General features: G+C 57.8%; 17 protein-coding genes and 1 tRNA gene. 10 read left to right on the top strand and 8 right to left on the bottom strand.

What is annotated here, in order from left to right; all coding sequences use genetic code 11:
• The 3 genes from pth to AUC61_RS09360 all read left to right on the top strand — a co-directional run bounded on the left by pth (window position 1) and on the right by AUC61_RS09360 (window position 3169).
• On the top strand, window positions 1–585 hold the full coding sequence (gene pth, locus AUC61_RS09350) for an aminoacyl-tRNA hydrolase (RefSeq protein ID WP_243245645.1): 585 nt from the start codon (window positions 1–3) through the stop codon (window positions 583–585).
• Window positions 586–606: 21 nt separating this feature from the next.
• On the top strand, window positions 607–1707 hold the full coding sequence (gene ychF / locus AUC61_RS09355; protein WP_099270509.1) for a redox-regulated ATPase YchF: 1101 nt from the start codon (window positions 607–609) through the stop codon (window positions 1705–1707).
• A gap of 226 nt (window positions 1708–1933) precedes the next feature.
• Window positions 1934–3169: a M20/M25/M40 family metallo-hydrolase gene (locus AUC61_RS09360; protein WP_243245646.1), complete on the top strand. Its 1236-nt coding sequence runs from the start codon at window positions 1934–1936 to the stop codon at window positions 3167–3169.
• Between the two features lie 206 nt (window positions 3170–3375).
• On the opposite strand, the gene AUC61_RS09365 is transcribed toward AUC61_RS09360, so the two are convergent.
• Window positions 3376–4284, bottom strand: a complete 909-nt coding sequence (locus AUC61_RS09365; RefSeq protein ID WP_243245647.1) for a LysR family transcriptional regulator — start codon at window positions 4282–4284, stop codon at window positions 3376–3378.
• A gap of 145 nt (window positions 4285–4429) precedes the next feature.
• On the opposite strand from AUC61_RS09365, the gene AUC61_RS09370 reads away from it, so the two are divergent.
• The 3 genes from AUC61_RS09370 to AUC61_RS09380 are packed head-to-tail and all read left to right on the top strand — an operon-like array spanning window position 4430 to window position 8004.
• Entirely contained in the window at window positions 4430–5320 is an 891-nt protein-coding gene (locus tag AUC61_RS09370; RefSeq protein ID WP_243245648.1) for an NAD(P)-dependent oxidoreductase, read from the top strand.
• Between the two features lie 3 nt (window positions 5321–5323).
• Window positions 5324–6841, top strand: a complete 1518-nt coding sequence (locus AUC61_RS09375; RefSeq protein WP_243245649.1) for an aldehyde dehydrogenase family protein — start codon at window positions 5324–5326, stop codon at window positions 6839–6841.
• 5 nt (window positions 6842–6846) lie between these two features.
• A complete protein-coding gene (locus AUC61_RS09380) occupies window positions 6847–8004 on the top strand; it encodes a M20 aminoacylase family protein (protein ID WP_243245650.1) in 1158 nt (385 codons plus the stop codon).
• 156 nt (window positions 8005–8160) lie between these two features.
• Here AUC61_RS09380 and AUC61_RS09385 read toward each other — a convergent pair whose 3' ends face one another.
• Window positions 8161–9537, bottom strand: a complete 1377-nt coding sequence (locus AUC61_RS09385; protein WP_122664688.1) for an L-serine ammonia-lyase — start codon at window positions 9535–9537, stop codon at window positions 8161–8163.
• Between the two features lie 129 nt (window positions 9538–9666).
• On the opposite strand from AUC61_RS09385, the gene AUC61_RS09390 reads away from it, so the two are divergent.
• Window positions 9667–10581, top strand: a complete 915-nt coding sequence (locus AUC61_RS09390) for a LysR substrate-binding domain-containing protein (RefSeq protein ID WP_027902858.1) — start codon at window positions 9667–9669, stop codon at window positions 10579–10581.
• Between the two features lie 156 nt (window positions 10582–10737).
• Here the strand turns inward: AUC61_RS09390 and AUC61_RS09395 are convergent, their stop codons facing one another.
• Window positions 10738–12066 (bottom strand): DUF3100 domain-containing protein, encoded by a 1329-nt coding sequence (locus AUC61_RS09395; RefSeq protein WP_243245651.1) that lies wholly within the window; start codon window positions 12064–12066, stop codon window positions 10738–10740.
• A 558-nt stretch (window positions 12067–12624) separates the two neighbouring features.
• On the bottom strand, window positions 12625–14682 hold the full coding sequence (locus AUC61_RS09400; protein ID WP_243245652.1) for a methyl-accepting chemotaxis protein: 2058 nt from the start codon (window positions 14680–14682) through the stop codon (window positions 12625–12627).
• Between the two features lie 615 nt (window positions 14683–15297).
• On the opposite strand from AUC61_RS09400, the gene AUC61_RS09405 reads away from it, so the two are divergent.
• The 3 genes from AUC61_RS09405 to AUC61_RS09415 all read left to right on the top strand — a co-directional run bounded on the left by AUC61_RS09405 (window position 15298) and on the right by AUC61_RS09415 (window position 16646).
• Window positions 15298–15374: transfer RNA gene (locus AUC61_RS09405), tRNA-Met, on the top strand.
• Between the two features lie 313 nt (window positions 15375–15687).
• Window positions 15688–16020: a type II toxin-antitoxin system HigB family toxin gene (locus tag AUC61_RS09410; RefSeq protein WP_243245653.1), complete on the top strand. Its 333-nt coding sequence runs from the start codon at window positions 15688–15690 to the stop codon at window positions 16018–16020.
• Window positions 16017–16646, top strand: a complete 630-nt coding sequence (locus AUC61_RS09415) for a helix-turn-helix domain-containing protein (RefSeq protein WP_243245654.1) — start codon at window positions 16017–16019, stop codon at window positions 16644–16646. Before AUC61_RS09410 ends, AUC61_RS09415 begins: the two co-directional genes overlap by 4 nt.
• A 9-nt stretch (window positions 16647–16655) precedes the next feature.
• Here AUC61_RS09415 and AUC61_RS09420 read toward each other — a convergent pair whose 3' ends face one another.
• The 4 genes from AUC61_RS09420 to AUC61_RS09435 form a co-directional block, all read right to left on the bottom strand.
• Complete coding sequence (locus AUC61_RS09420; protein WP_243245655.1) at window positions 16656–19082, bottom strand: TonB-dependent siderophore receptor; 2427 nt, start codon at window positions 19080–19082, stop codon at window positions 16656–16658.
• A 108-nt stretch (window positions 19083–19190) separates the two neighbouring features.
• Window positions 19191–20159: a DUF4880 domain-containing protein gene (locus AUC61_RS09425; protein ID WP_243245656.1), complete on the bottom strand. Its 969-nt coding sequence runs from the start codon at window positions 20157–20159 to the stop codon at window positions 19191–19193.
• The gene (locus tag AUC61_RS09430) at window positions 20156–20665 is read right to left on the bottom strand and encodes a sigma-70 family RNA polymerase sigma factor (protein ID WP_243245657.1); all 510 of its coding nucleotides are present in this window, start codon (window positions 20663–20665) and stop codon (window positions 20156–20158) included. The genes AUC61_RS09425 and AUC61_RS09430 overlap by 4 nt, the downstream gene beginning before the upstream one ends.
• A gap of 326 nt (window positions 20666–20991) precedes the next feature.
• Window positions 20992–21255 (bottom strand): hypothetical protein, encoded by a 264-nt coding sequence (locus tag AUC61_RS09435; protein ID WP_243245658.1) that lies wholly within the window; start codon window positions 21253–21255, stop codon window positions 20992–20994.
• Between the last annotated feature and the right edge of the window lie 217 nt (window positions 21256–21472).

The raw sequence follows: 21472 nt of genomic DNA on the forward strand, positions 1-21472 counted from the left end.
GTGACTGCCATACAACTGATCGTTGGCCTGGGAAATCCAGGCGCTGAATACGAACAGACCCGGCACAACGCAGGGGCTCTTTTTGTTGAGCGTATCGCTGACGCGCAACGAGTCAATCTCATCGCCGAGCGCAAATTTTTTGGCCTGACCGCACGCTTCACTCATCAAGGTCAGGATGTTCGTCTGCTGATTCCCACCACCTACATGAACCGCAGCGGCCAGTCCGTCGCGGCGCTCGCTGGTTTCTACCGGATACCGGTTGATGCCATCCTGGTGGCGCATGACGAACTCGATCTGCCACCGGGCGTTGCCAAGTTCAAACAGGGCGGCGGGCACGGCGGGCACAACGGGCTGCGGGACATCATCGCGCAACTCGGCAATCAGAATACTTTTCACCGCTTGCGGCTTGGCATCGGCCACCCGGGCGACGCCAACAAGGTCTCCGGTTTTGTTCTGGGTCGAGCGCCGCGCGCCGAACAGGAAAAGCTGGACGCCAGCATCGACTTTGCCCTCGGCGTGCTGCCGGATATCTTCGCCGGTGAATGGAACCGGGCGATGAAAAACCTGCACAGCCAGAAGGCCTGACATCACTCGAGGGGAAATACCATGGGCTTCAATTGCGGCATCGTCGGCCTGCCCAACGTCGGCAAATCCACCCTGTTCAACGCCTTGACCAAGTCCGGTATTGCAGCGGAGAACTTCCCCTTCTGCACCATCGAACCGAACAGCGGCATCGTGGCCATGCCCGACCCGCGCCTTGCGGCACTGGCGGCCATCGTCAATCCGAAGCGCATCCTGCCGACCACCATGGAATTCGTCGACATCGCGGGCCTGGTAGCGGGCGCGTCCAAAGGTGAAGGCCTGGGCAACAAGTTCCTCGCCAACATCCGTGAAACCGACGCCATCGCTCACGTGGTGCGCTGCTTCGAAGACGACAACGTGATTCACGTTTCCAACAGCGTTGACCCGAAGCGCGACATCGAGATCATCGATCTGGAACTGATCTTCGCTGACCTCGACAGCTGTGAAAAACAGCTGCAGAAAGTCACTCGCAACGCCAAGGGCGGCGACAAGGATGCAGTGGTTCAGAAGGGCCTGCTGGAGCAGTTGATCGCTCACTTCACCGAAGGCAAGCCAGCCCGCAGCCTGATGAAGAACATGAACGCTGACGAAAAAGCAGTGATTCGTGGCTTCCACCTGCTGACCACCAAGCCGGTCATGTACATCGCCAACGTGGCTGAAGACGGTTTCGAGAACAACCCGCTGCTGGACGTAGTTCGCGCCATCGCCGAAGAAGAAGGCGCAATGCTGGTGCCGGTGTGCAACAAGATCGAAGCGGAAATCGCCGAGCTTGATGACGGCGAAGAAAAAGACATGTTCCTCGAAGCTCTGGGCTTTGAAGAACCAGGCCTGAACCGCGTGATCCGTGCGGGCTACGAAATGCTGCACCTGCAAACCTACTTCACTGCAGGCGTTGAAGAAGTACGCGCCTGGACCGTCCGCGTTGGTGCTACCGCACCACAGGCCGCTGGCGTGATCCACACCGACTTCGAAAAAGGCTTCATCCGCGCCGAGTGCATCGCTTACAACGACTTCATCCAGTACAAGGGTGAAGCCGGTGCCAAGGAAGCCGGCAAATGGCGCCTGGAAGGCAAGGACTACATCGTCAAAGACGGCGACGTGCTGCACTTCCGCTTTAACGTGTAATCGGAGTGTTCAGTTTCAAGTGTTTCTGAAGCAGTGAGAAACTGACCAACCCTCATTAAAACCGCGCCTTTGCGCGGTTTTTTTGTTTCTTCATCACCCATAAACGCCCTCTCCCCAGTGCCAGCGACCAGGCGTGGACTTTTCTCGATACCAAGGTCGAAGGGTACAAAAAAGACCGGTCAGGTGTTACAAAAGCTTCTCTTGAACACCATCTGAGGGATCCAGCATGTTCGTTCGTAGTACCGCTCTGGCGGCCGCCGTCGCCGCCACCCTGCTCTGTTCATCGACATTCGCCGTCGAAGTGCCTGCACAGCAACTCCTCAAGAACGCCGAAGCCGAACAGAAGGCTTATCTGGCGACCGTTGAACAACTCGTGGATATCGATACCGGCACCGGTCAGGCGCCGGGACTCAAGACCGTCAGCGAAATGCTGGTAAATCGCCTCAAAGCATTGGGGGCAACGGTGCAGATCACGCCAGCTTCGCCATCTACCGGCGATAACATCGTCGGCACGATCAAGGGCAATGGCAGCAAATCATTCTTGCTGATGATTCACTACGACACGGTGTTTGGTCCGGGTACGGCGGCCAAGCGGCCATTCAAAGTAGAGGGCGAACGGGCCTTCGGGCCGGGTGTGGCAGACGCCAAAGGCGGCGTAGCCATGGTGCTGCATTCACTCAAGCTTTTGCAGGATCAAAAATTCAAGGACTACGGCAGCATCACCGTGCTATTCAACCCGGACGAAGAAACGGGCTCGGCGGGTTCGAAAAAGGTCATCGCCGAACTGGCCAGCAAACACGACTACGTGTTCTCTTATGAGCCGCCTGACTCGGATGCGGTGACGGTAGCCACCAACGGCATCAACGGCGTGTTCGTGGACGTCAAAGGCAAGTCATCCCACGCAGGCTCCGCCCCTGAAGCGGGACGCAATGCGGTAATAGAGCTGTCCCATCAACTGATCCAACTCAAGGATCTGGGTGATAAGGCCAAGGGCACCACCGTGAACTGGACGGTGATCAACGCTGGCACCAAGCGCAACATCATCCCGGACAGCGCCGTGGCCGAAGGCGACATGCGCTATTCAGACCTCAGTGAGTCCGATCGTGTGCTGACCGATGGTCAACGCATCGTGCAGGGCAAGCTGATCGATGGGACTCAGGTGACTTTCCGCATGGATAAAGGCCGCCCACCACTCGTGAGGAACCCGGCCACCGAAGACCTGGCTAAAACGGCGCAGACGCTGTACGGCAAGATTGGCCGCAAAGTCGAGCCGATCGCCATGCGCTTCGGTACCGATGCCGGTTATGCCTATGTGCCCGACAGCCAGAAACCTGCAGTGCTGGAAACCATGGGCGTGGTCGGCGCCGGGCTGCACTCCGAAGACGAATACATAGACCTGTCGAGCATCGCGCCGAGGCTTTACCTGACGACGGCGATGATCATGCAGTTATCTGAAAAATAGGCGTGAGCACACATAAAAGCCTCGGTTAACCAAGGACCTTTAAGAGGTCGCGCAGCAAACATCGGGGCTTGTAGGAGCGAGCTTGCTCGCGATAGCGGTGGAATGTTGAGAAATTTATCGCCTGACCAGACGCTATCGCGAGCAAGCTCACTCCTACAAAAATCATTTGAATCCTAATAGCTATTCTATTTTTTTTGCGATGGCCATCACTTCCCGTTAAACGCCGTCATGTCCTGCTGCAACAGCCCCAGCAATCGGCTCGAACCTACGCTGAGTTGCCTGCCTAGCCGGCTGATGATGTGTACCTGGGACTCACTGAACACCTGGGACTCCAGTGGTAACGCGATCAGCTTGCCACTCGCCAGTTCATCCACCACCACAAAGGTTGGCAACAGCGTTACACCACCGCTCATGGCAAAGCGCTTGAGCATGGCGAAGGTGTTGCAGGTCAGAGTTGGCATCAGGGAAACACCCGACTGCTGTTCGGCCTGAGTCAAGATCTGGCGGATGCCGTAAGAAACCCCAAGCAATCCCAACCGATAACTGTCCAGACCTTTCAGGGGGATCGGCCCGTCATGTTGCGCCAGCGGATGATCGGGGCTGACCATCACACAGACCGGCTGTTTCTGGTGGGCGTGGGAGCGAATCTTCGGGTCAGCGGGCGGGTTGAACACCAGGCCGATGTGAGCTTCGTCTTCCACCACCTGACGGATCACTTCGTTGGTGCCGCACACGTTCACTTGCAGTTCGACCTTGGGGTACAGCGTCGAGAACTTTGTCAGCGGCTCGGTCAGGCCATCGATAAACCCTTCACCAATCGCCAGCACCACAGAACCGCTCTGCAAACCGCGCAACGCCTGCAGCGACTCCAGCAAAACCTCCTGCTGGGACAGCCGCTGGCGGTAATAAGCCAAGACGCGATCACCCGCCTCGGTCGGTTTCACCCCACGGCGATGGCGCTCCAGCAACGGTGCGCCCAACTCATGCTCAAGCTGGGCAATCTGGCGGCTGACCGCAGAAGGCGCTACATCAAGAAAATCCGCTGCGCCGCGCACGCTGCCCAATCGCACGGCCTCGAAGAAATAAAGAATGCGTCGATCCTGAACCAGACTCATGGGCCACCTGCGTTGCTTTCAACGCAACAAAAATGAATTTGGTGATTATTGCTGTGTGTGCAGAGCGGTGTCCATACTCGGTTCATCTGCCGATAACCACTGACGGTGCGACGTAGCCTGTCAAACAGCTGAGCGAGCATTCTGAATGACTTTAAAAGTAGGCGTGATTGGACTGGGCAACATGGGCGGCGGCATGGCTGCGACCCTGGCCAGCAAAGGCTTCGACGTAAGCGGTTTTGACCTGTCGCAAGCTGCACTGGAAATCGCCGCAAGCAAAGGCGTTAAACCGGTAACTGACCGCACCGCACTGATCAAACAGGTCGACGTGCTGATCCTGTCGTTGCCAAAAGCAGAACACGTTGAATCGGTTTGCCTTGGCGCTGAAGGCGTACTGCAGCACGGCAACGCTGGTCTGATCGTGGTCGACACCACCACCTCTACACCGGAAGCCAGCCGCAAGGTGGCCGCCGCCCTGCTGCAAAAGAACATTGGCTTCATCGACGCACCGGTTTCCGGCGGCCCTAAAGGTGCAGCCACCGGCACTATGTCCATGGTCATCGGCGCAGAAGACGCAGACCTGGAAAAAGTGCTGCCGGTCCTCGAAGGCATGAGCGGCACGCGGGTTCACGTCGGCAAATGCGGCGCAGGCAACGTGGCAAAGATCGCCAACAACATGCTCGCCGCCTGCCACCTGATCAGCACCGCAGAAGCCGTAAGCATGGCCGCCAAAGCGGGCGTCGATCCGGAAAAACTGATGCTCGGCCTTAATGCCGGTTCCGGCCGTAGCGGCGCCACTCAAGTGATGTTCCCGACTTGGGTACTGAACAAAACCTACAACTCCGGCTTCACCATGGGCTTGATGCGCAAGGACGTCGGCCTGGCCAGCGACCTGGCTGCCAGCCTCGATCTGGACCTGCCACTGGCGCGCATCGTCGCCCAACTGTGGGCCGCCAGCAGCGATACGCTGCCGGATGGGGAAGACTTCAACTGCATCGTCCAGCGGACCGATGCCCAGTTGTTCGGCAAAGGGGAATAACCGATGAGCACGCAAAAACTGCTGGAACTGATGCGCCCGTACTGGGGCGACCGCAACACTGTGGCCAGCTACGTCGGCGGCGAGTTCGTCGAAGGCCACGGCGAGCCGGTTGAGGTGCGCAACGCCCACGACGATAGCCTGATGCTGAGCTTCCCCGATGCCGACGCATCGCTGGTTGCAACTATTGATGCCGCGGCAAAAACTGCCCAGGCGCAATGGGCAGCTCTGACCGCTCAGGCCCGTGGCCGCTTGATGTATCAGGTCGGCGCATTGATTCGTCAGGAAGCCGCCAATCTGGCGCAGATCGAATCCATCACGGCCAACAAGCCAATTCGCGATGCCAACGTTGAAGTGGCGAAAGTCGCCGAGATGTTCGAGTACTACGCCGGTTGGGCTGACAAGCTGCACGGCGAAGTGATTCCGGTGCCGACCTCGCACCTTAACTACGTGACCTACGAACCACTGGGCACGGTGCTGCAGATCACCCCGTGGAACGCACCGATTTTCACCTGCGGCTGGCAGATCGCACCGGCGATCACGGCTGGTAACGCGGTGATTCTCAAGCCGTCCGAACTGACTGCTTTATCTTCGCTGGTGGTCGCGGTGCTGATCGAGCGCGCCGGTGTGCCAAAAGGTCTGGTCAACGTCGTGGCCGGTTTCGGTCATACCATCGGTCAAGCGCTGATCGCCAAGGCAGATATCCGCAAAGTGGTCTTCGTGGGTTCGCCCGCCACCGGTCGTCACATCGCGACTGCCGCCGCACAACGTTGCATTCCGTGCGTACTGGAACTGGGCGGCAAGTCGGCGAACATCGTCTTTGAAGACGCTGACCTGGAAGTCGCCCTGCGCGGCGCCCAGGCGGCGATTTTCTCCGGTGCAGGCCAAAGCTGCGTATCCGGTTCGCGCTTGCTAGTGCAGGAATCGATTTTCGAGCGCTTCACCACTGCGCTGGCGGCAGCGGGAAAACAATTCAAGGTCGGCGACCCAAGCGACCCTGAAACCCAGATCGGTCCGATCAACAATGCCAAGCAATATGCACACGTAAAGAGCATGGTCGAAAGCGCGCTCCAGGATGGTGCGAAGCTGGTGGGTGTTGATGCTGATCCGCTGCCGAACGTGCCGGGCTATTACGTCAACCCAACGGTGCTGGCTGGCGACAACGCGCTGAACTGCGCGCAGGACGAAATCTTCGGTCCGGTGGTCGTGGCGATTCCGTTTAAAGATGAAGCAGAAGCGATCAGCATCGCCAATGACAGCCGCTTCGGTCTGGCGGGTGCGGTATGGACTCGCGATGTCGGCCGCGCCCACCGCGTCGCCAAACAAGTACGCGCCGGAACTTTCTGGGTCAACGGTTACAAGACCATCCACGTAAGCTCGCCCTTTGGCGGCTACGGCGACAGCGGCTACGGTCGTTCGTCGGGCCTCGACGCACTGCGTGAATACAGTGAAGTCAAAAGCGTCTGGGTCGAAACGGCTGCCGTACCTGCGGTCAGCTTCGGTTACGGCGCGAGCCTGGAGTGAACCTGATGAAGCTATCCCAAACGTTGATCGAAGACGCCACGGTATGGCGTCGCGACTTCCACTCGGCTCCGGAATTGGGCTTTGAAGAACTGCGTACCTCCGAGCGCGTCGCTCAGTTGCTCGAAAGCTTTGGTATCGAAGTGCATCGCGGCCTGGGCGGTACGGGCGTGGTGGGTACCTTGCGCACCGGTGAAGGCCCAAGCATCGGCATTCGTGCCGACATGGATGCGTTGCCGATTCAGGAGTTGGGGACACACTCCCATGCGTCCACGCATAAAGGCTGCATGCATGCCTGTGGTCATGACGGTCATACGGCGATTTTGCTGGCCACAGCCCGGCATCTGAGCGAGACGCGCAACTTCAAAGGCACGGTGCATTTCGTCTTCCAGCCTGCTGAGGAAAATCTCGGTGGCGCGGGCAAAATGATCGATGACGGGCTGTTCGAGCGCTTCCCGATGGACGCCATTTACGGCCTGCACAACTGGCCTGGCGCACCTGCCGGTCAGGTGATCATCAATCCGGGGCCTATGATGGCTTCGCTGGACACCTTCGAAATCACCCTGACCGGCAAAGGCAGCCACGCCGCCATGCCGGATAAAGGTGCCGACCCGATTGTTGCCGCTGCGCAGCTGGTTCTGGGCCTGCAGACCATAGTCTCCCGTCGGCTTTCGCCACTGGACTCGGCGGTGGTCAGCATCACGCAGTTCAACGCCGGTGAAGCGATCAACGTGATCCCGGAAACGGCAGTCCTGCGCGGTACCGTGCGCTGCCTGCAAACCCCGGTGCGTGACAAGGTCGAGAAGTTGATTGGCGAGTTCGTCGAGCAACTGCCAGTCGCCTTCGGCGTGACGGGCAAGCTGGCTTACAACGTGGGCTATCCGGTTACCGAGAACAACGTCGAGGCAGCGGCCACGATTCGTCGTGCAGCCATCACTGCAGTGGGTGAGGAAAACGTTCAGTGGGGTTGTAACCCGTCCATGGCGTCCGAAGATTTCGCCTACATGCTTCAGGCGCGCCCCGGCGCTTACATCTGGCTGGGCGTGGACGGCGAAAAACCATCAGCGGCGCTGCACAACCCGTATTACGACTTCAACGATCAGGTGATCGGCGCAGGCGTGGCGGTGTGGACCAAGCTGGTGGAGCAGGAGTTGGCTGCGGGCTGAGAAGCCGGCGATTGACCAGATTGTCTGAATTGAAATGAGATCCCCCTGTGGGAGCAGAGCTTGCTCGCGATGCATGAGATGCGGCCAGAAGTCATACCGCGTTATCGTTTATCGCGAGCCAGCTCTGCTCCCACAGGGATCGCATTCCAAGCTGGATCAACACTCCACCCACTTCACCGCCAACCCGCCGCGTGACGTTTCCTTGTACTTCTCAAGCATGTCCGCGCCGGTGTCGCGCATGGTGCGGATGGCGTGGTCCAGGGAGATGAAATGCTCGCCGTCGCCACGCATGGCCATTTGTGCGGCGTTGATCGCTTTAACCGCGGCAATCGCATTGCGCTCGATACAGGGTATTTGCACTAGGCCGCCAACCGGGTCGCAGGTCAGGCCCAGATTATGCTCCAGACCAATCTCCGCAGCGTTTTCAACCTGTTCAGGCGTAGCGCCGAGAATCTCCGCAAGACCCGCAGCTGCCATCGCACAAGCAGAACCCACTTCGCCCTGACACCCCACTTCCGCACCGGAAATCGACGCGTTTTTCTTGCACAGAATGCCCACCGCCGCCGCGCTCAAAAAGAACCTTACGACGTCATCTTCAGTGGCATCGGGATTGAATTTCATGAAGTAGTGCAGCACCGCCGGGATGATCCCCGCCGCGCCATTGGTGGGCGCAGTGACCATACGACCGCCTGCTGCGTTTTCTTCGTTGACCGCCAAGGCAAACAGGTTGACCCACTCCATGGCGCTGAGCGTCGAGCTGATCACGTTGGGTTTACCCAGTTCCTGGAGGCTACGATGCAGCTTGAACGCACGACGCCGAACATTCAGGCCACCGGGCAAGATCCCCTCCTCGCGCAGGCCTTTATTTACACAGTCCTGCATGGCACCCCAGATGTGCAGAATCCGCGAGCGGATTTCCGCTTCGGTACGCCAGACTTTCTCGTTCTCCATCATCAGCGCAGAAATGCTCAGGCCATGCTTTTTGCACAGGCGCAGCAGCTGGGCACCGCTGGAGAAATCGTAAGGCAGTTCGGTAGTATCGCTGTCCAGAACGCCGCTGGCGGCCTGTTCGGCATCAACGACAAAACCACCGCCGACCGAATAATAAGTCTGCTCATACACTTCACCAGTGGCACCATAGGCGCAGAGCGTCATGCCGTTGGGGTGATAAGGCAGGCTTTCTTCCAGCAAACGCATGTCTCGTTGCCAGTCAAAGGTAATGCGTTGCTCACCGCCGAGCAGCAGAACTTGTTGCTCCAGCACGGCATCTACACGAGGTGCTACCAGCGCCGGGTCAACCTGGTCAGGCCATTCGCCCATCAGGCCGATAACCGTCGCACGGTCACTGCCGTGACCAATCCCGGTCGCCGACAAAGAGCCATACAAACGTACCTCGACACGCTCGACCTTGTTCAGCAGGCCCAGCTCGCGCAGTTGCACACTGAAGATTGCAGCAGCACGCATTGGCCCTACTGTGTGCGAACTGGAGGGGCCGATGCCGATTTTGAACATGTCGAAGACGCTGATAGCCATACGGTTAGCTCGATTCGTGAGAGGCTTGTAGGCCTCGAAAGACACTTTTTTATGTGCTGGTATTTTTAGGCTCCAGCCAAACGATCCACAAACGAAACTTCCTAAGCCATGGTTAAGCAGAACTGATAGATGAGCAAAATCCTCAACGCGCAAATGCACGCATGGCTCCAGGTCTTCGCCTGTGCTGCCCGGCACCTGTCGTTTACCCGCTGTGCGGACGAACTGCATGTAACGCCCGGCGCCATCAGCCAGCAAATGCGCCAGCTCGAAGAGCGGCTGGGCTTTGCACTGTTCCATCGGGTGGGTCGTGGTCTAGAGCTGACCGCTGAAGGACAGCGGCTGGCTATCGTCGCCAACGAGGTTCACAGCCGTATTGATGATGAGCTGAGGCTCCTGCATTCGGGGCGAATCGGCGGCGTATTCAAGCTGCGCTGTATTCCTTCGTTCCTGAGCAAATGGCTGATGCCGCGCTTGCCGCAACTGGAACAGGCGTTTCCCGACATTCAACTGCGGATCATTGCCGAGGACAGCAGCGGCTCATTACGCGATGACGATTTTGACCTGGCCATCGACCTCAACGACGGCAGCTATCCGGGGCTGATGACGACGTCGTTACTGGAGGAAGAGTTGTTCCCGGTCTGCTCGCCCGCGCTGCAAGCCGGCAAGCCACCGTTGGATACACCAAGCCAGTTGGTGCACTACCCGTTGCTGCACGACATCACTGCGTGGCGCGGCAGCTATGAGTACGCTGAATGGGAGTTTTACCTCAATGCTATCGGTGCCTCGGGCATCGACGTGCGCCGAGGCCACACGTTCAATCGCAACCACCTGACCATTGAAGCAGCGATCATGGGCATGGGCGTGGCGATTGCGCGCAAGGCGCTTATCACTAACGAACTGGAAGAAGGCTCGCTGATCATCCCGTTCGGCCACCCGATTGCAGCGCGCAAGAAGTATGTATTGGTCTACCGCGAAGGCGCCCTGCAAACCCCGGCACGCCGGGCGGTGCATGACTGGCTGGTGGAGCAGGCGTTGGGGATGTGATCTATTTATGGTGCCCCTGTAGGAGCTGCCGAAGGCTGCGAAAGCAATTTGCCTGAAACACCGCCTTCGCAGCCTTCGGCAGCTCCTACAAGGTACATACAAAAATGCCGGGCAGATTTGATCTGCCCGGCGTTTTTATTGCCAACTGCTCAATGCCTAGTGAAAGAACTCAGCAATCAACACAGCACCAATGAACGTCCCAAAGTTAGCCAGGAACGAGACCAGCACGATGCGCCAGCCCAGCAGGCGGAACGCTGGCAGGTCTTTGGCCACCGACAAACCGGCGAAAGCCAGCATCGGTGTGATCACTGCAAGCATGTTGATCGAGCCAACCATCTGCGCAATCTCAGCCGCCCAAGGGCATGCTGGAGAAGTCATGAACATCGCGACAATCGATACGGTACAAACCGCCGGGATCTTGCGGCGCAAGGCCACACAGATCAGCTCACCGATGAATACCGCCAGGATCATCACCGCGATACCACCAAAGGCGGCAGGCGACAGCGTCTTGTAACCCACATAGTTGGCGATCAATGCCAACGCACCCGCCGCCAGCCACGCGCTGATCCGTCCGCCCCAACCCAGCTCCTTGACCTCAAGGGATACCTGGTCGTGCTTGGGACCATTGTTCATCACTGAAGCTTTGGTGGTTCGGCCGATGATCGGCTCCAGAACCCGGTAGCCCCAGACCGCCAGCGGCAAGGAAATGAACAGCGTGAAGTAGGTGCCGATAGTGGTGGTGATCAGGTTCGACGCAGCGGCGAGCGCCATGACTTCCTTGGCCACTTCCGGCGTCTGCTGAGCCGCGATTGCGCCCGCCGCAGCGGCCATCATGCTGCCAGAACCGATGCCCGACCCCATCGCCAGCGAGTTGGGATGGAAAATCCCGAGGCTGGTAATGAAGCCTGCAACGACGGCAATGAACAACGCACCGAACAATGTCCCGGTCAGGTATTCGGCGAGTACGCCGCGACCTTCGGGGGAGTCCATGCCGTAGCGCTCACCGATGATCGCCAGGCTTGGCTCACGACCTACCGAGAACGTCGCGCCAATGGCTTCGCGCTTGATACCGAGCATCAGCGCCACCGGCAAACCGAGGATCACGGTGCCGACAAAGTGGCCGAATTCCTGGAACAACAACGCCCAACCCGAGGCAAATACCAACGGCAATGAACCGCCAACGACCATGCCCAGCTTGGCGATAAACACCAACAGAGCCGGCTGCAGGATTGAAGCGGAACGTACCTGATCACCAAGGCTCAGGCCGATCGGACCTGGCAGACGGCGGCTGAAGATGCCGATGCCCGCGCCGATCAACAGCGCCCAGACCATAGGCAGCAGGACTACTTTGCCAGGGCCGAGGGGAATACTGATCGCGCCGATTGCCTCGGCCACCACCAGAATGACCGCTGCCCAGATGTACAGTTTTACGGTCGATGAAACGGCACGATTTTCGCCCAGTGTCGCAGCGTGAGAATGTTGCATGGTTGTCCCCTCACCTGTTGGCCAATCGTCATGCGGCTGGCCAATAGTTGTTGTTTTTTCAGGAGGTGCCGACGGCACCCAGGGCAGATTCAAATCCATGTCAGGCATGGAAACTCGCGTGCTGCGAGCGATAAAAACTTGATGCTCTCGCCTGCTTTATGACGCCCCTTGTGAGGGTTGCTCCGTCAGCAGATCCGGCCTTCGCGCCCCCGGCTGGTGGCGTCGGGGTGCAGTTCGAGTATGGGTAGGGAGAGGACACGCACCAATATTACAGAATGAATTTATTGTTGCCTAAAACAGAACACCAGATGGGTCGCTAGCTCTGTGAAAAAACTGATGCTTACCCTCGAATTGATGTGCGACGCAAGCACTGTGGGAGCCGGGCTTGCCCGCGATAAGGCTGGACGCGGTTCACTTTAGATCGCGTTCAGCGTTATCGCGGGCAAGCCCGGCTCCCACAAGGGAAAGCATTCCAATGCAAGGAAGCGGTTAACTGAATTGAATAGGTAATTTACAGGACAACCCCCGAATTGCTCGGGGGCAGGTCTCACTCAATCCTCAATCCAGCTGAAAACGCGACGTGTTGTCGCTCAACGCACGGCTGCCTTTACTCAACGTGTCGGCCGCCTGATTGACAGCCCGCGCACCGTCAAGCAAGCGCCCGGCAGCCTGATCAACTTGCTGGATATTGCCGCTGACTTCATCAGCAGTACTGGCCTGCTCTTCAACCGCAGTCGAAATCTGCGCCAGGGTGTCGGTAACGCCCTGCACAGCACTGGCGATTTCAACCAGCCGCTGACCCAGATCAGTCACCGACTGCGCATCGTTGACCGCCTGACCGCACGCCGACTCCATCAAGCCTACAGCCTGGCTCACGGTAGAACGCAGGCTGTCGACGGTACTGGCAATTTCCGCTGTGGAGACCTGAGTACGCTGCGACAGGCTGCGAACCTCATCGGCAACCACCGCAAAACCACGGCCCTGCTCACCTGCGCGCGCCGCCTCGATGGCCGCGTTGAGGGCCAGCAAGTTAGTCTGTTCGGCGATACCACGAATCGCATCGACTACCGACTGAATCTGTTGCCCCTGCTCGCTGACCCGGCCCAGCGCCGCAGCGGTATCCGTTAGGCGCTGATTGAGCTGCTGAATACTCGTGGTCGTGCGCTGGCTGTCGCGGCTGCTTTCCTCAGCAATCTGGCGCGTATGCCGGGCGCTATCGGAGGCCTGCTCACAACTTTTTGCCACGCCCTGCGAGGTCGCCGCCAGCTCGGTCGCTGCTGCGGCAATCTGACTGATCTGATACTGCTGCTCTTCAACTTCGGTCAGCGTGCCGCTCGATTGCGTATTGAGGGTCAACACCGCGCTGCCTAGTTGCTTGGTTTCATGGTTGACGCCCAGCAAACTCGTGCGCAACTGCACCACGGCAACGTTCAATGCAGTGCTGATCGCGGCCAATTCATCACGGCCCTGCACTTCCACCTGCACTAACAGATTGCCGTCACGCAGGGACTCCGCCAACGTAGTGATGCCGCTGGCACTGCGACGGATCGACGCCTGCAGACACGCAAACAGATAAAGCGCAGCCAGCAGCAACACACCAAAGCAGATGCCCATGGGGATGAATTGCATGTTGGACTTGCTGTGGTAGTAAGCCAGGCGACTGTCCAGTGACTGCAACGACTGGTTGCGCAGGCTCGCCAGATCGTTGAGCAAAGTATCGACGCTGCGCTCGAACGCAGGCGCGTCAAGCTTGATGGTGCCGTCAAACACCCCGTCATCCAGCACCTTCAATTCGGTCTGTAGACGCTGCATGACAGCGTCGTAATTGTCCGCCCATGGTTTCATTTCCGCTGGCAGCTTAGCCTTCAGAAAATCCCCGGCTTTGACCAGTTGAGTCTGAGCATCGGCGATGCGCCCGCGCAGCTCGCGCATCTGCAAGCGGCTTTGCAGGCTGAATTGCCCAGTGACCACCGAGGTCTGACCGATACTGGCCATACGACCGATACGCTCGATCAATTCCGGAACCTGCTGGGTCGACATCTGCATCAACAGATACGTCTCCAGCCACGGGTCGAGAATCAGGCCGCTGTCCGTGGCGATCTGCTCGCGCAAGGCTTGCACATTGCCCAGGGCATTGGTGAATCGGTCGTAGCCGTCCGGCCACCAGCCCACGGTGCGCAGCGATGCGATGTCCATGCCGGTCACCGAGGCTTTCAGCGTTTCATAGCGTTTGAGCGCGTCGGCGCTGGCGTCCTCGCTTTTGAGCGTTGCGCCCAGCGACTCAAGCGCCTGCGTTATCCGCGGACCTGCGGCATCCATCGCGCTCATTGCGGCCTTGGCGGCAGGCGTCGGCTCTTTGAGGATATCGGAGGCTTTCCAGCGTGCAGCATTGTCGCGCTGATGAGAAAGCTCGGCATCCACCAGATCCAGCGCCAGCAATTGAGTCACGCCCGAGCGTTCGCCCGCGATCGTCGCGAGCTTACTGCGATAGTCCTGGCCGATCATCCAGAGGCTACCCACCAGCGGCAGCATGAACAGAAGAAACAGCATCTGAAACTTACGCGCGAAACCAAAACGGCTAAGCATGCGCATACCAGGCGACAAAAGACTGTACATGACCGACCTACTCCCCCAGAACATCGAACAGAAATGGCAGAAACCACCCCGGATGTCTTTGAAAAAACCGCTACCGGCAAAATGCCATGTTATTGATTGAATTACGATAGCCACCCAGCGCTTCCTGAATGGCGCCAGTGCAGAAATCGTCAGCTGTACGATCCTCTAGCAATATTCAGACCGTGTAGGCGATTGCTGTTTTTATCAGTAGGAAGCTTCCCGCTCGGTGGATAGATACTGCAAAAGTACGTCACCAATGGTTACGCTTTGTCATTTCCCGGAGGAGAGATCCCGAATGGACGACAAACACCCTCAGGTCCTTCAGGCGCAAGATGCTCTTTAAAGACCTTGATGCGGAACGGAATGCCTGGACCTCGAACAGGACGTCGCCTCCCGCAAAAGTCAGCGAAAACATTAAGGTCTGGCTGAACGTGCACAGAGAAGGGCATGAAGAATGGCTGGACGATGGCTTGCTCCAGGATCTTTTTTGCTAACGGTAAACCGGCTTCGTCCTTGCATGACGGGGATGAAACCCTAACCGCTTGATCACACGCATAAATTTTTCAGAACAAGGGTTGACACATATCCCTTATCCGCGAATAATGCGCGCCACTTGGCTACATAGCTCAGTTGGTTAGAGCATAGCATTCATAATGCTGGGGTCCGGGGTTCAAGTCCCTGTGTAGCCACCAAGTACCTGCTTCGTGACATCATCGATGCTCATGAAGCAACAAGAAGCCCGCCTAGTGCGGGCTTTCTTGTTTCTGGGGTTTGCCCCTCACACATCCCAGAACGCCGATACATAACGTATCCAAATGCCCCTCCCTACCGGTCCATTTTCCTCTAAAACTATTGTGCGGCGCCCCGGCTGATGACGCTTTTAAGGGCACGCGGGCATATGCATCGCGTAGCTATTTTCAGTTGAACATGCCTCAGTCTCACCGACGAACAGCAGTTGTCAAAAAACACAACCAGAGTAGCATCGACCCATTGACAGGGAAGCCCATGGATATACTCAAGCCATCTCGTTTTGACGACGCAGCGATCTTATATCCGAACGACAAGGCAGCCCTTGAACGGTGCCTGCGCCTTTTGAGAATGGCCCGCCCTAAAGAGTTCGCGGACCTACAAAAGCTGTTCGGTACGCATGGTGTCGACTTGTTCAAGCCGAGAGCCGCGATGAATTGGGTCGTGATTGACGTAGGCGGCAACAACCTCAGGGTGATAGGCGGCATCCACTACACCCGGCAAAAATTCTACGTCAAACACATCTATACGCACGCTGATTACGACGTTGCCAACGTCTGGTACGCAAGAAACAAAGGGGTAAAACGATGAGCGCAGCGCGAGCCAACTTTCAAACCGTAGCAGCAACGCTTGGCGAGTTATACGCGGTACTGGAGCGCCTGCGCGGCGAGTTTGTGCACGGCATCAAGACTCCTGCCGACTATGAGCGTGCGACCTATCTGCTTGATGAGCTCACCGATGGGCGCGCCCTGAGCAACGTAGAGGAGAAAATCCTCGTCGAGCTTGAGGACGAAATTCTGGCCTATCAGCGTGACTCTGATCAGTTTCGCGAATCCAATGCCAAATTCGAAGCAACTTGCACCCCCATACAACTGATCAAGGATCTGATGGAAACGCTCGCGCTCAGCGGTTCGGATCTTCCTGAGATAGGTGATAAAACGGCGGTTTCCAAGGTACTCAGTGGCGATCGTCCCATCAGTCACAAGATGGCTTACGCGCTGGCAGAAAGGTTTGCAATGGAGCCGGGCGCTTTCATATCTGCTGTTCCGGCAAAGGTAGCTCAAACCAGAAACGCTCCTTCAGCCAAGAAGACGTCTGGTTATTACCCTGCTCACAATAACGCTGAGAGTGCACGCTCAGTGAAGGACGCCGGTACCGGTGCATACAACGCGACAGTGTCGAAAAGCCGCCGAAAAGGCGGCCTTCAAGAAACATAGCTAGGTGCTTCAGAAATCCCAGCGCGTCGACACCATTACGTTACGCGGATCGCCATAGTACGAAGATCGGTAGAAGCCGATGTTGGTGAAGTACTTCTTATCAAACGCATTATTCAGGTTCACCGAAGCGGACAGGTTTTTGCTGATCTGATAGCGCGCCATCAGATCAACCAGCCAGTACGGATCCTGGGAAAACTCTTGATTGACCCCCTTGCCGTTATCGACATCCTGCCAGCCTGTGCCTTGCCAGCGAGCGCCACCTCCGAGCGTGAGTTTGTCGAGGCTGCCGGTAAGCTTGTAACTGGTGTAGAAGTTGAGCTGATCTTCAGGCTCCCAGGTTGAAAGCTTCTTGCCGTCTTCACCGCGGATCACCTTGTGGGTGTAGCCCGCCTGCAACTGCCAGCCGGGTGCCAGCTCACCAGATATCTCGGCTTCATAACCTTTGGTCTTGGCCTTGACGCCCACATAGGCCCAGTCCACCAGCGAGCCCACCGGAATATTGTTGTTGAACTCGGTATCTTCTTCCGCTCGGTTCGTCTCGTGAATCTCGAAGTAGGCGAGGCTTGCGTTCAGGCGCCCGTCGTAGAACTCGCCCTTTAGCCCCAACTCATAGTTCTTGCCTTCATCGGGCTCAACCATTTTGTTGGTTCGGTCAGGGCGTAGCTGTTGCGGCATGAAGATTTCGGTATAGCTGGCGTACGCCGAGAAGTTGTCGTTTAGGTCATACACCACGCCAACATAAGGGATGACCTTGCCGGTCTCCTTCGAGTCGTTGGTTCCAGTCAATCGGTAGTCAGTCAACCGCGAGCCGAGCAACAGGGACAGGTCTTCTGTGAGGCTAAGCCGTGTTGAAAAGTACACTGCAGCCTGGCGTGTTATGTCGTCTTTCTTGGTCACCGGCCCCCAATCCGGTTCGAGACTGTCACCGTCCCAGGCATAGAGATCAAAGTTGTTGCTGTCTCGATACTTCGCGCTGTAGTAATCATCTCCCTTCCAATGCGTACGCGAAATCGAAGACCCCAAGACCAGTTGATGTTCACGTCCGCCCAGATCGAAGGGGCCCGAGAGATAAAAGTCGCCGTTGTTGCTGATGGTCCGGCCGGAGTACTTGGCGGCATAGACTGCCGCCCTGTCGGTGCTGTTGCGCAGAGGAGCCGAATAGCCCAAGGGAGCGTCGTAACCGTTCAATTGGTTGCTGTAGTTGGCCTTGGCAACCCAGCCGTTATCCAGGTTATGTTCCAGCGTCGCAAACAGGCTGCGGCTGTATTGCTGCCACCCACTCCACTTCGGCCCATTGTTATAGGAGCGATCAAAGCTGATGTTGTTGCCCTGCCCGTCGAACAGGGAGCGACTGCCTGACCAGCTTGAGCCTTTGGGATCATTGTTTTGATAATCGGCGCCGACCGTCAGAAGCGTGTCAGGCGAGAGATCGAACTCAAGAATGCCGTAATAGACATTGGTCTTGCGCTCGTAGTGGTCCATGAACGAATGCTTGTCCTGATAGACCGTCACCGCGCGCCCACGCACATTACCGCTCTCGGTCAGTGGGCCACTGACATCAAGCTCCGAGCGGTAGTTGTCCCAGGACCCCGCCCCCAGGTCCACATGCCCCTTGAAATCAGCCGTCGGCTTTTTGCGAACCAGATTGATCGTACCGCCCGGCCCACCCGCGCCGGTCATTAACCCTGTGGTGCCCTTCAACACTTCGACGCGGTCGTAGATTGCCATGTCGCTCAGGGTTTGCCCGGCCGCATAACCGTCATTGCGCGTAGTGGGAACGCCATCGTACTGGAAGTTCTGGATAGCAAAGCCGCGGGCGAAATAGTTGGTCCGCTCAGTGTCGTAGGTCGATACGGTAATACCTGGCGTATGACGCATGACATCGTCGATGGAGTTCAGCGCGAAGTCGTCCATGGTCTGACGAGTCACCACCGAGATCGATTGCGGCGTTTCCCGTGGCGTCAGCACCATGCGCGTCGCTGTGGCAATCGTCCCGGGCGTGTATGAACCTGAACCTTCTGTGACCGTACCCAACTGGTTGGCGCTGACCTGAGTTGCCTGCAGCTCCATCATGCCGATTTGGACTACCGGCCTGGGAACCACGCGATAGCCGCCCGACGCTTGCTCGGCCTGTAAACCCAACGGACTCAACAGCCGTTCAAGGCCTTCTTCAACGGCAAAACTACCCTTTAACCCATTGCTCTGGACGCCTGCCGCCAGCGCAGAATCAATACCGATCATCACGCCCGCCTGTTGCCCGAAAGCGCCCAGCACGCGGTCGAGACTATCGGCAGAGATGTTATAGGTCTGGCGTTGAGCGCGCTCTTGGGCGGCTGCCGTGGTCGCCGCCAAGGCGCCATGGCTAGCGGTCGCTACTGATAAACCTAAGATGACGGTGCGCAATGCACAGGCAAGCGGAGTGACGCGGCTGAGCATGAAGACTCTCCTGTCGAGAAGGGTTGGGTGGCCGCTTTTTCAGCGTCTTACCTGTCTTGATGCTTGAGATGAGAAATACTGCCGCACTCGCAGAAAAATAATCCGAGGCTAGGCCGCAACGACGGTGGCCAGGTATCCAAACACCCTTTGCACACGCAAAGGCAGCACCTTGGCCAACAGGTCCAGGCTAGCGTCCGGGTGATCCAGTGAGAACGAGCCCGATACCTGCAAACCGGCAACCGCGGGATCACAACGCAACACGCCGCGTCGGTAGCGATCGAGTTGCTCAATCACCTCCCCCAGTGGCATGCGCTCGGCAATCAGCAGTCCTTTAGCCCAGGCCTCGGCGCTTGACGGCACGTTGTTCGGTTGCCCGCTGCGGAGACTGTCGAAAGTGAGTTGCTGACCACCATTGAGCCTGATACCGACGCCATGCAGCGGCTCGACCGACGCACTACCCGCGAGTAGTTGCACTTCGGTCCCCGGTCGGCGTGGCAGATCCTGGCTGATGATCAACCGTGACAACGCCGTCGGCCGCACCCAGCCATTGGCCGTCCTGATGGACGTCATGTCGTTGGTACCGGTATTCAGTAATACCCTGCCGAGGTTTAGCGTCATGTCTGCGCCGCGAATGTCCAGCGCCGTGCGCGTATCCAGCTGCAGCTCAACCGCGTTAGCCAGACGCAGTTGCCGCCGCTCCCCCGTGGCGGTGTGATAGTCGCTGAACAGTTCCGGCAGCAACGCCCGCTCGCGCACGCTCAAGCCAAGGCATGTCGCGACACCCAGGCCGACGAAGCCTTTGAGCAAGGTGCGACGCGAGGTTGTGCTGCGCGCGTTCAACAGTTGCCGGGCATTGGACGCCGACACCGCATGAGTACTGCTGCGCATATCGCGGCCAAGCCCGACCAGTCGCTGCCAGGCTAATTCATGCTGAGGGCTTTCATTGCGCCACTGCTGACAGGCGCGCTGTTCGGCAACACCGCTGGTGCCCGATTGCAACGTAACCATCCAGCTCAGGGCCTGGTCCAGCACGCTTTCGTCCACTGACTGATCGCGGGCAGCCTGGCCACGACTCATTGGCCGTACACCGCAAGATAGCAATGCCGATAGGCTTTGAGCATGGCCTTCTGCACCACGTTCACGCTCAAGTCCATGCGCTCGGCGATCTGTGGATAAGTCAGTCCGTCGAGCTGCGAGAGCAGGAAAATCTCGCGCACTTTCATGCCGAGCCCATCCAGTACCTGTCCGACAGCATCCAGCGCTTCAAGCACCAGCAAGCGGGTTTCCGGTGAAGGCATTTGCTCAGGTTCAAGGATTGTCAGCGATTGCTCGTAAGCTCGCTCCAGCGCCTGACGACGGAAATACTGCCCGCACAAGCGGCTGGCAACCGTAGTCAGATAAGCCCGAGGCTCGCGGAAAATCGGCACGCTGCCACTGCTCAGAATCCGCACGAACGTATCCTGCGCCAGATCCAGAGCCAGATCCTGCCCTCCCAGCTTGCGCCGCAGCAACTGCACGACCCAGCCATGATGCTGAGCGTAGAGTTCACCCACAACGTGATGAGTAGAAGAGGATGAAGCCATCAGCGCGATATCCAGAGGGACTAAAGAAAGTCGCGCATGATAATACTTCTCATTCGATGCGGGTTAGGGTTTCTTTTGCTGATTCGATTTGAGCATTGACTGAGCAGCGGTTTCCGCTTTCCAGCTCAGTTGGCAAACCGCCTGAGTATCGCCTGATAAATCGTCTTCTCTAACAAATTGAAACCAATCTGTGGGAGCTGAGCTTGCTCGCGATAAACGATGACTCGATTTTTGATTGGAACCGCATCAACCCAATCGCGGGCAAGCACCGCTCCCACAGACCCGCTGATGACGTGGGGCCGAGAGACTGAAAGGAGAAATGCTTATCAGACGTTGAGCTTATTCAGCCGGACTTCCATCAACTCCAGCACATCACAGCTGTCTTGCAGCAACAGAAAAGCGGCCTCAGCGACGTGTGCCAGCTGGTTTTCATCGGTGTCTTTGGTCGTGGTGCTGGCTAAACAGCTCATCAGGTTTTTGACTGCGCGCAAGCGTTGTGTGGCGCAGAGGTGCAGGTCAGCCATGGGGGCTTCGGGGTTTATCGAAAGGACAGTATTGGGGAATTGGGACAGCGGAGCATGTTGGGTCATGAAGGAATCCAGAGGGTAATGACTAAAACTCACCACCCGTTTCGTCGCCAAACGAAATCAGGTGGCAACTGTGCGCAGGTTGGCGAACCGGTCATACCCACCCGGCAGACCCGAAGGTCTCCCGCGCACAGCCGCCATAAATGTCGCCCGCACGAAGTGAAGACAACCAGCAACTGAAGCTGTTGAAAAGGTATGAGCCGGATCGCCAAATCCAGTC

Source organism: Pseudomonas maioricensis (assembly GCF_022790535.1).
Lineage (GTDB): Bacteria > Pseudomonadota > Gammaproteobacteria > Pseudomonadales > Pseudomonadaceae > Aquipseudomonas > Aquipseudomonas maioricensis.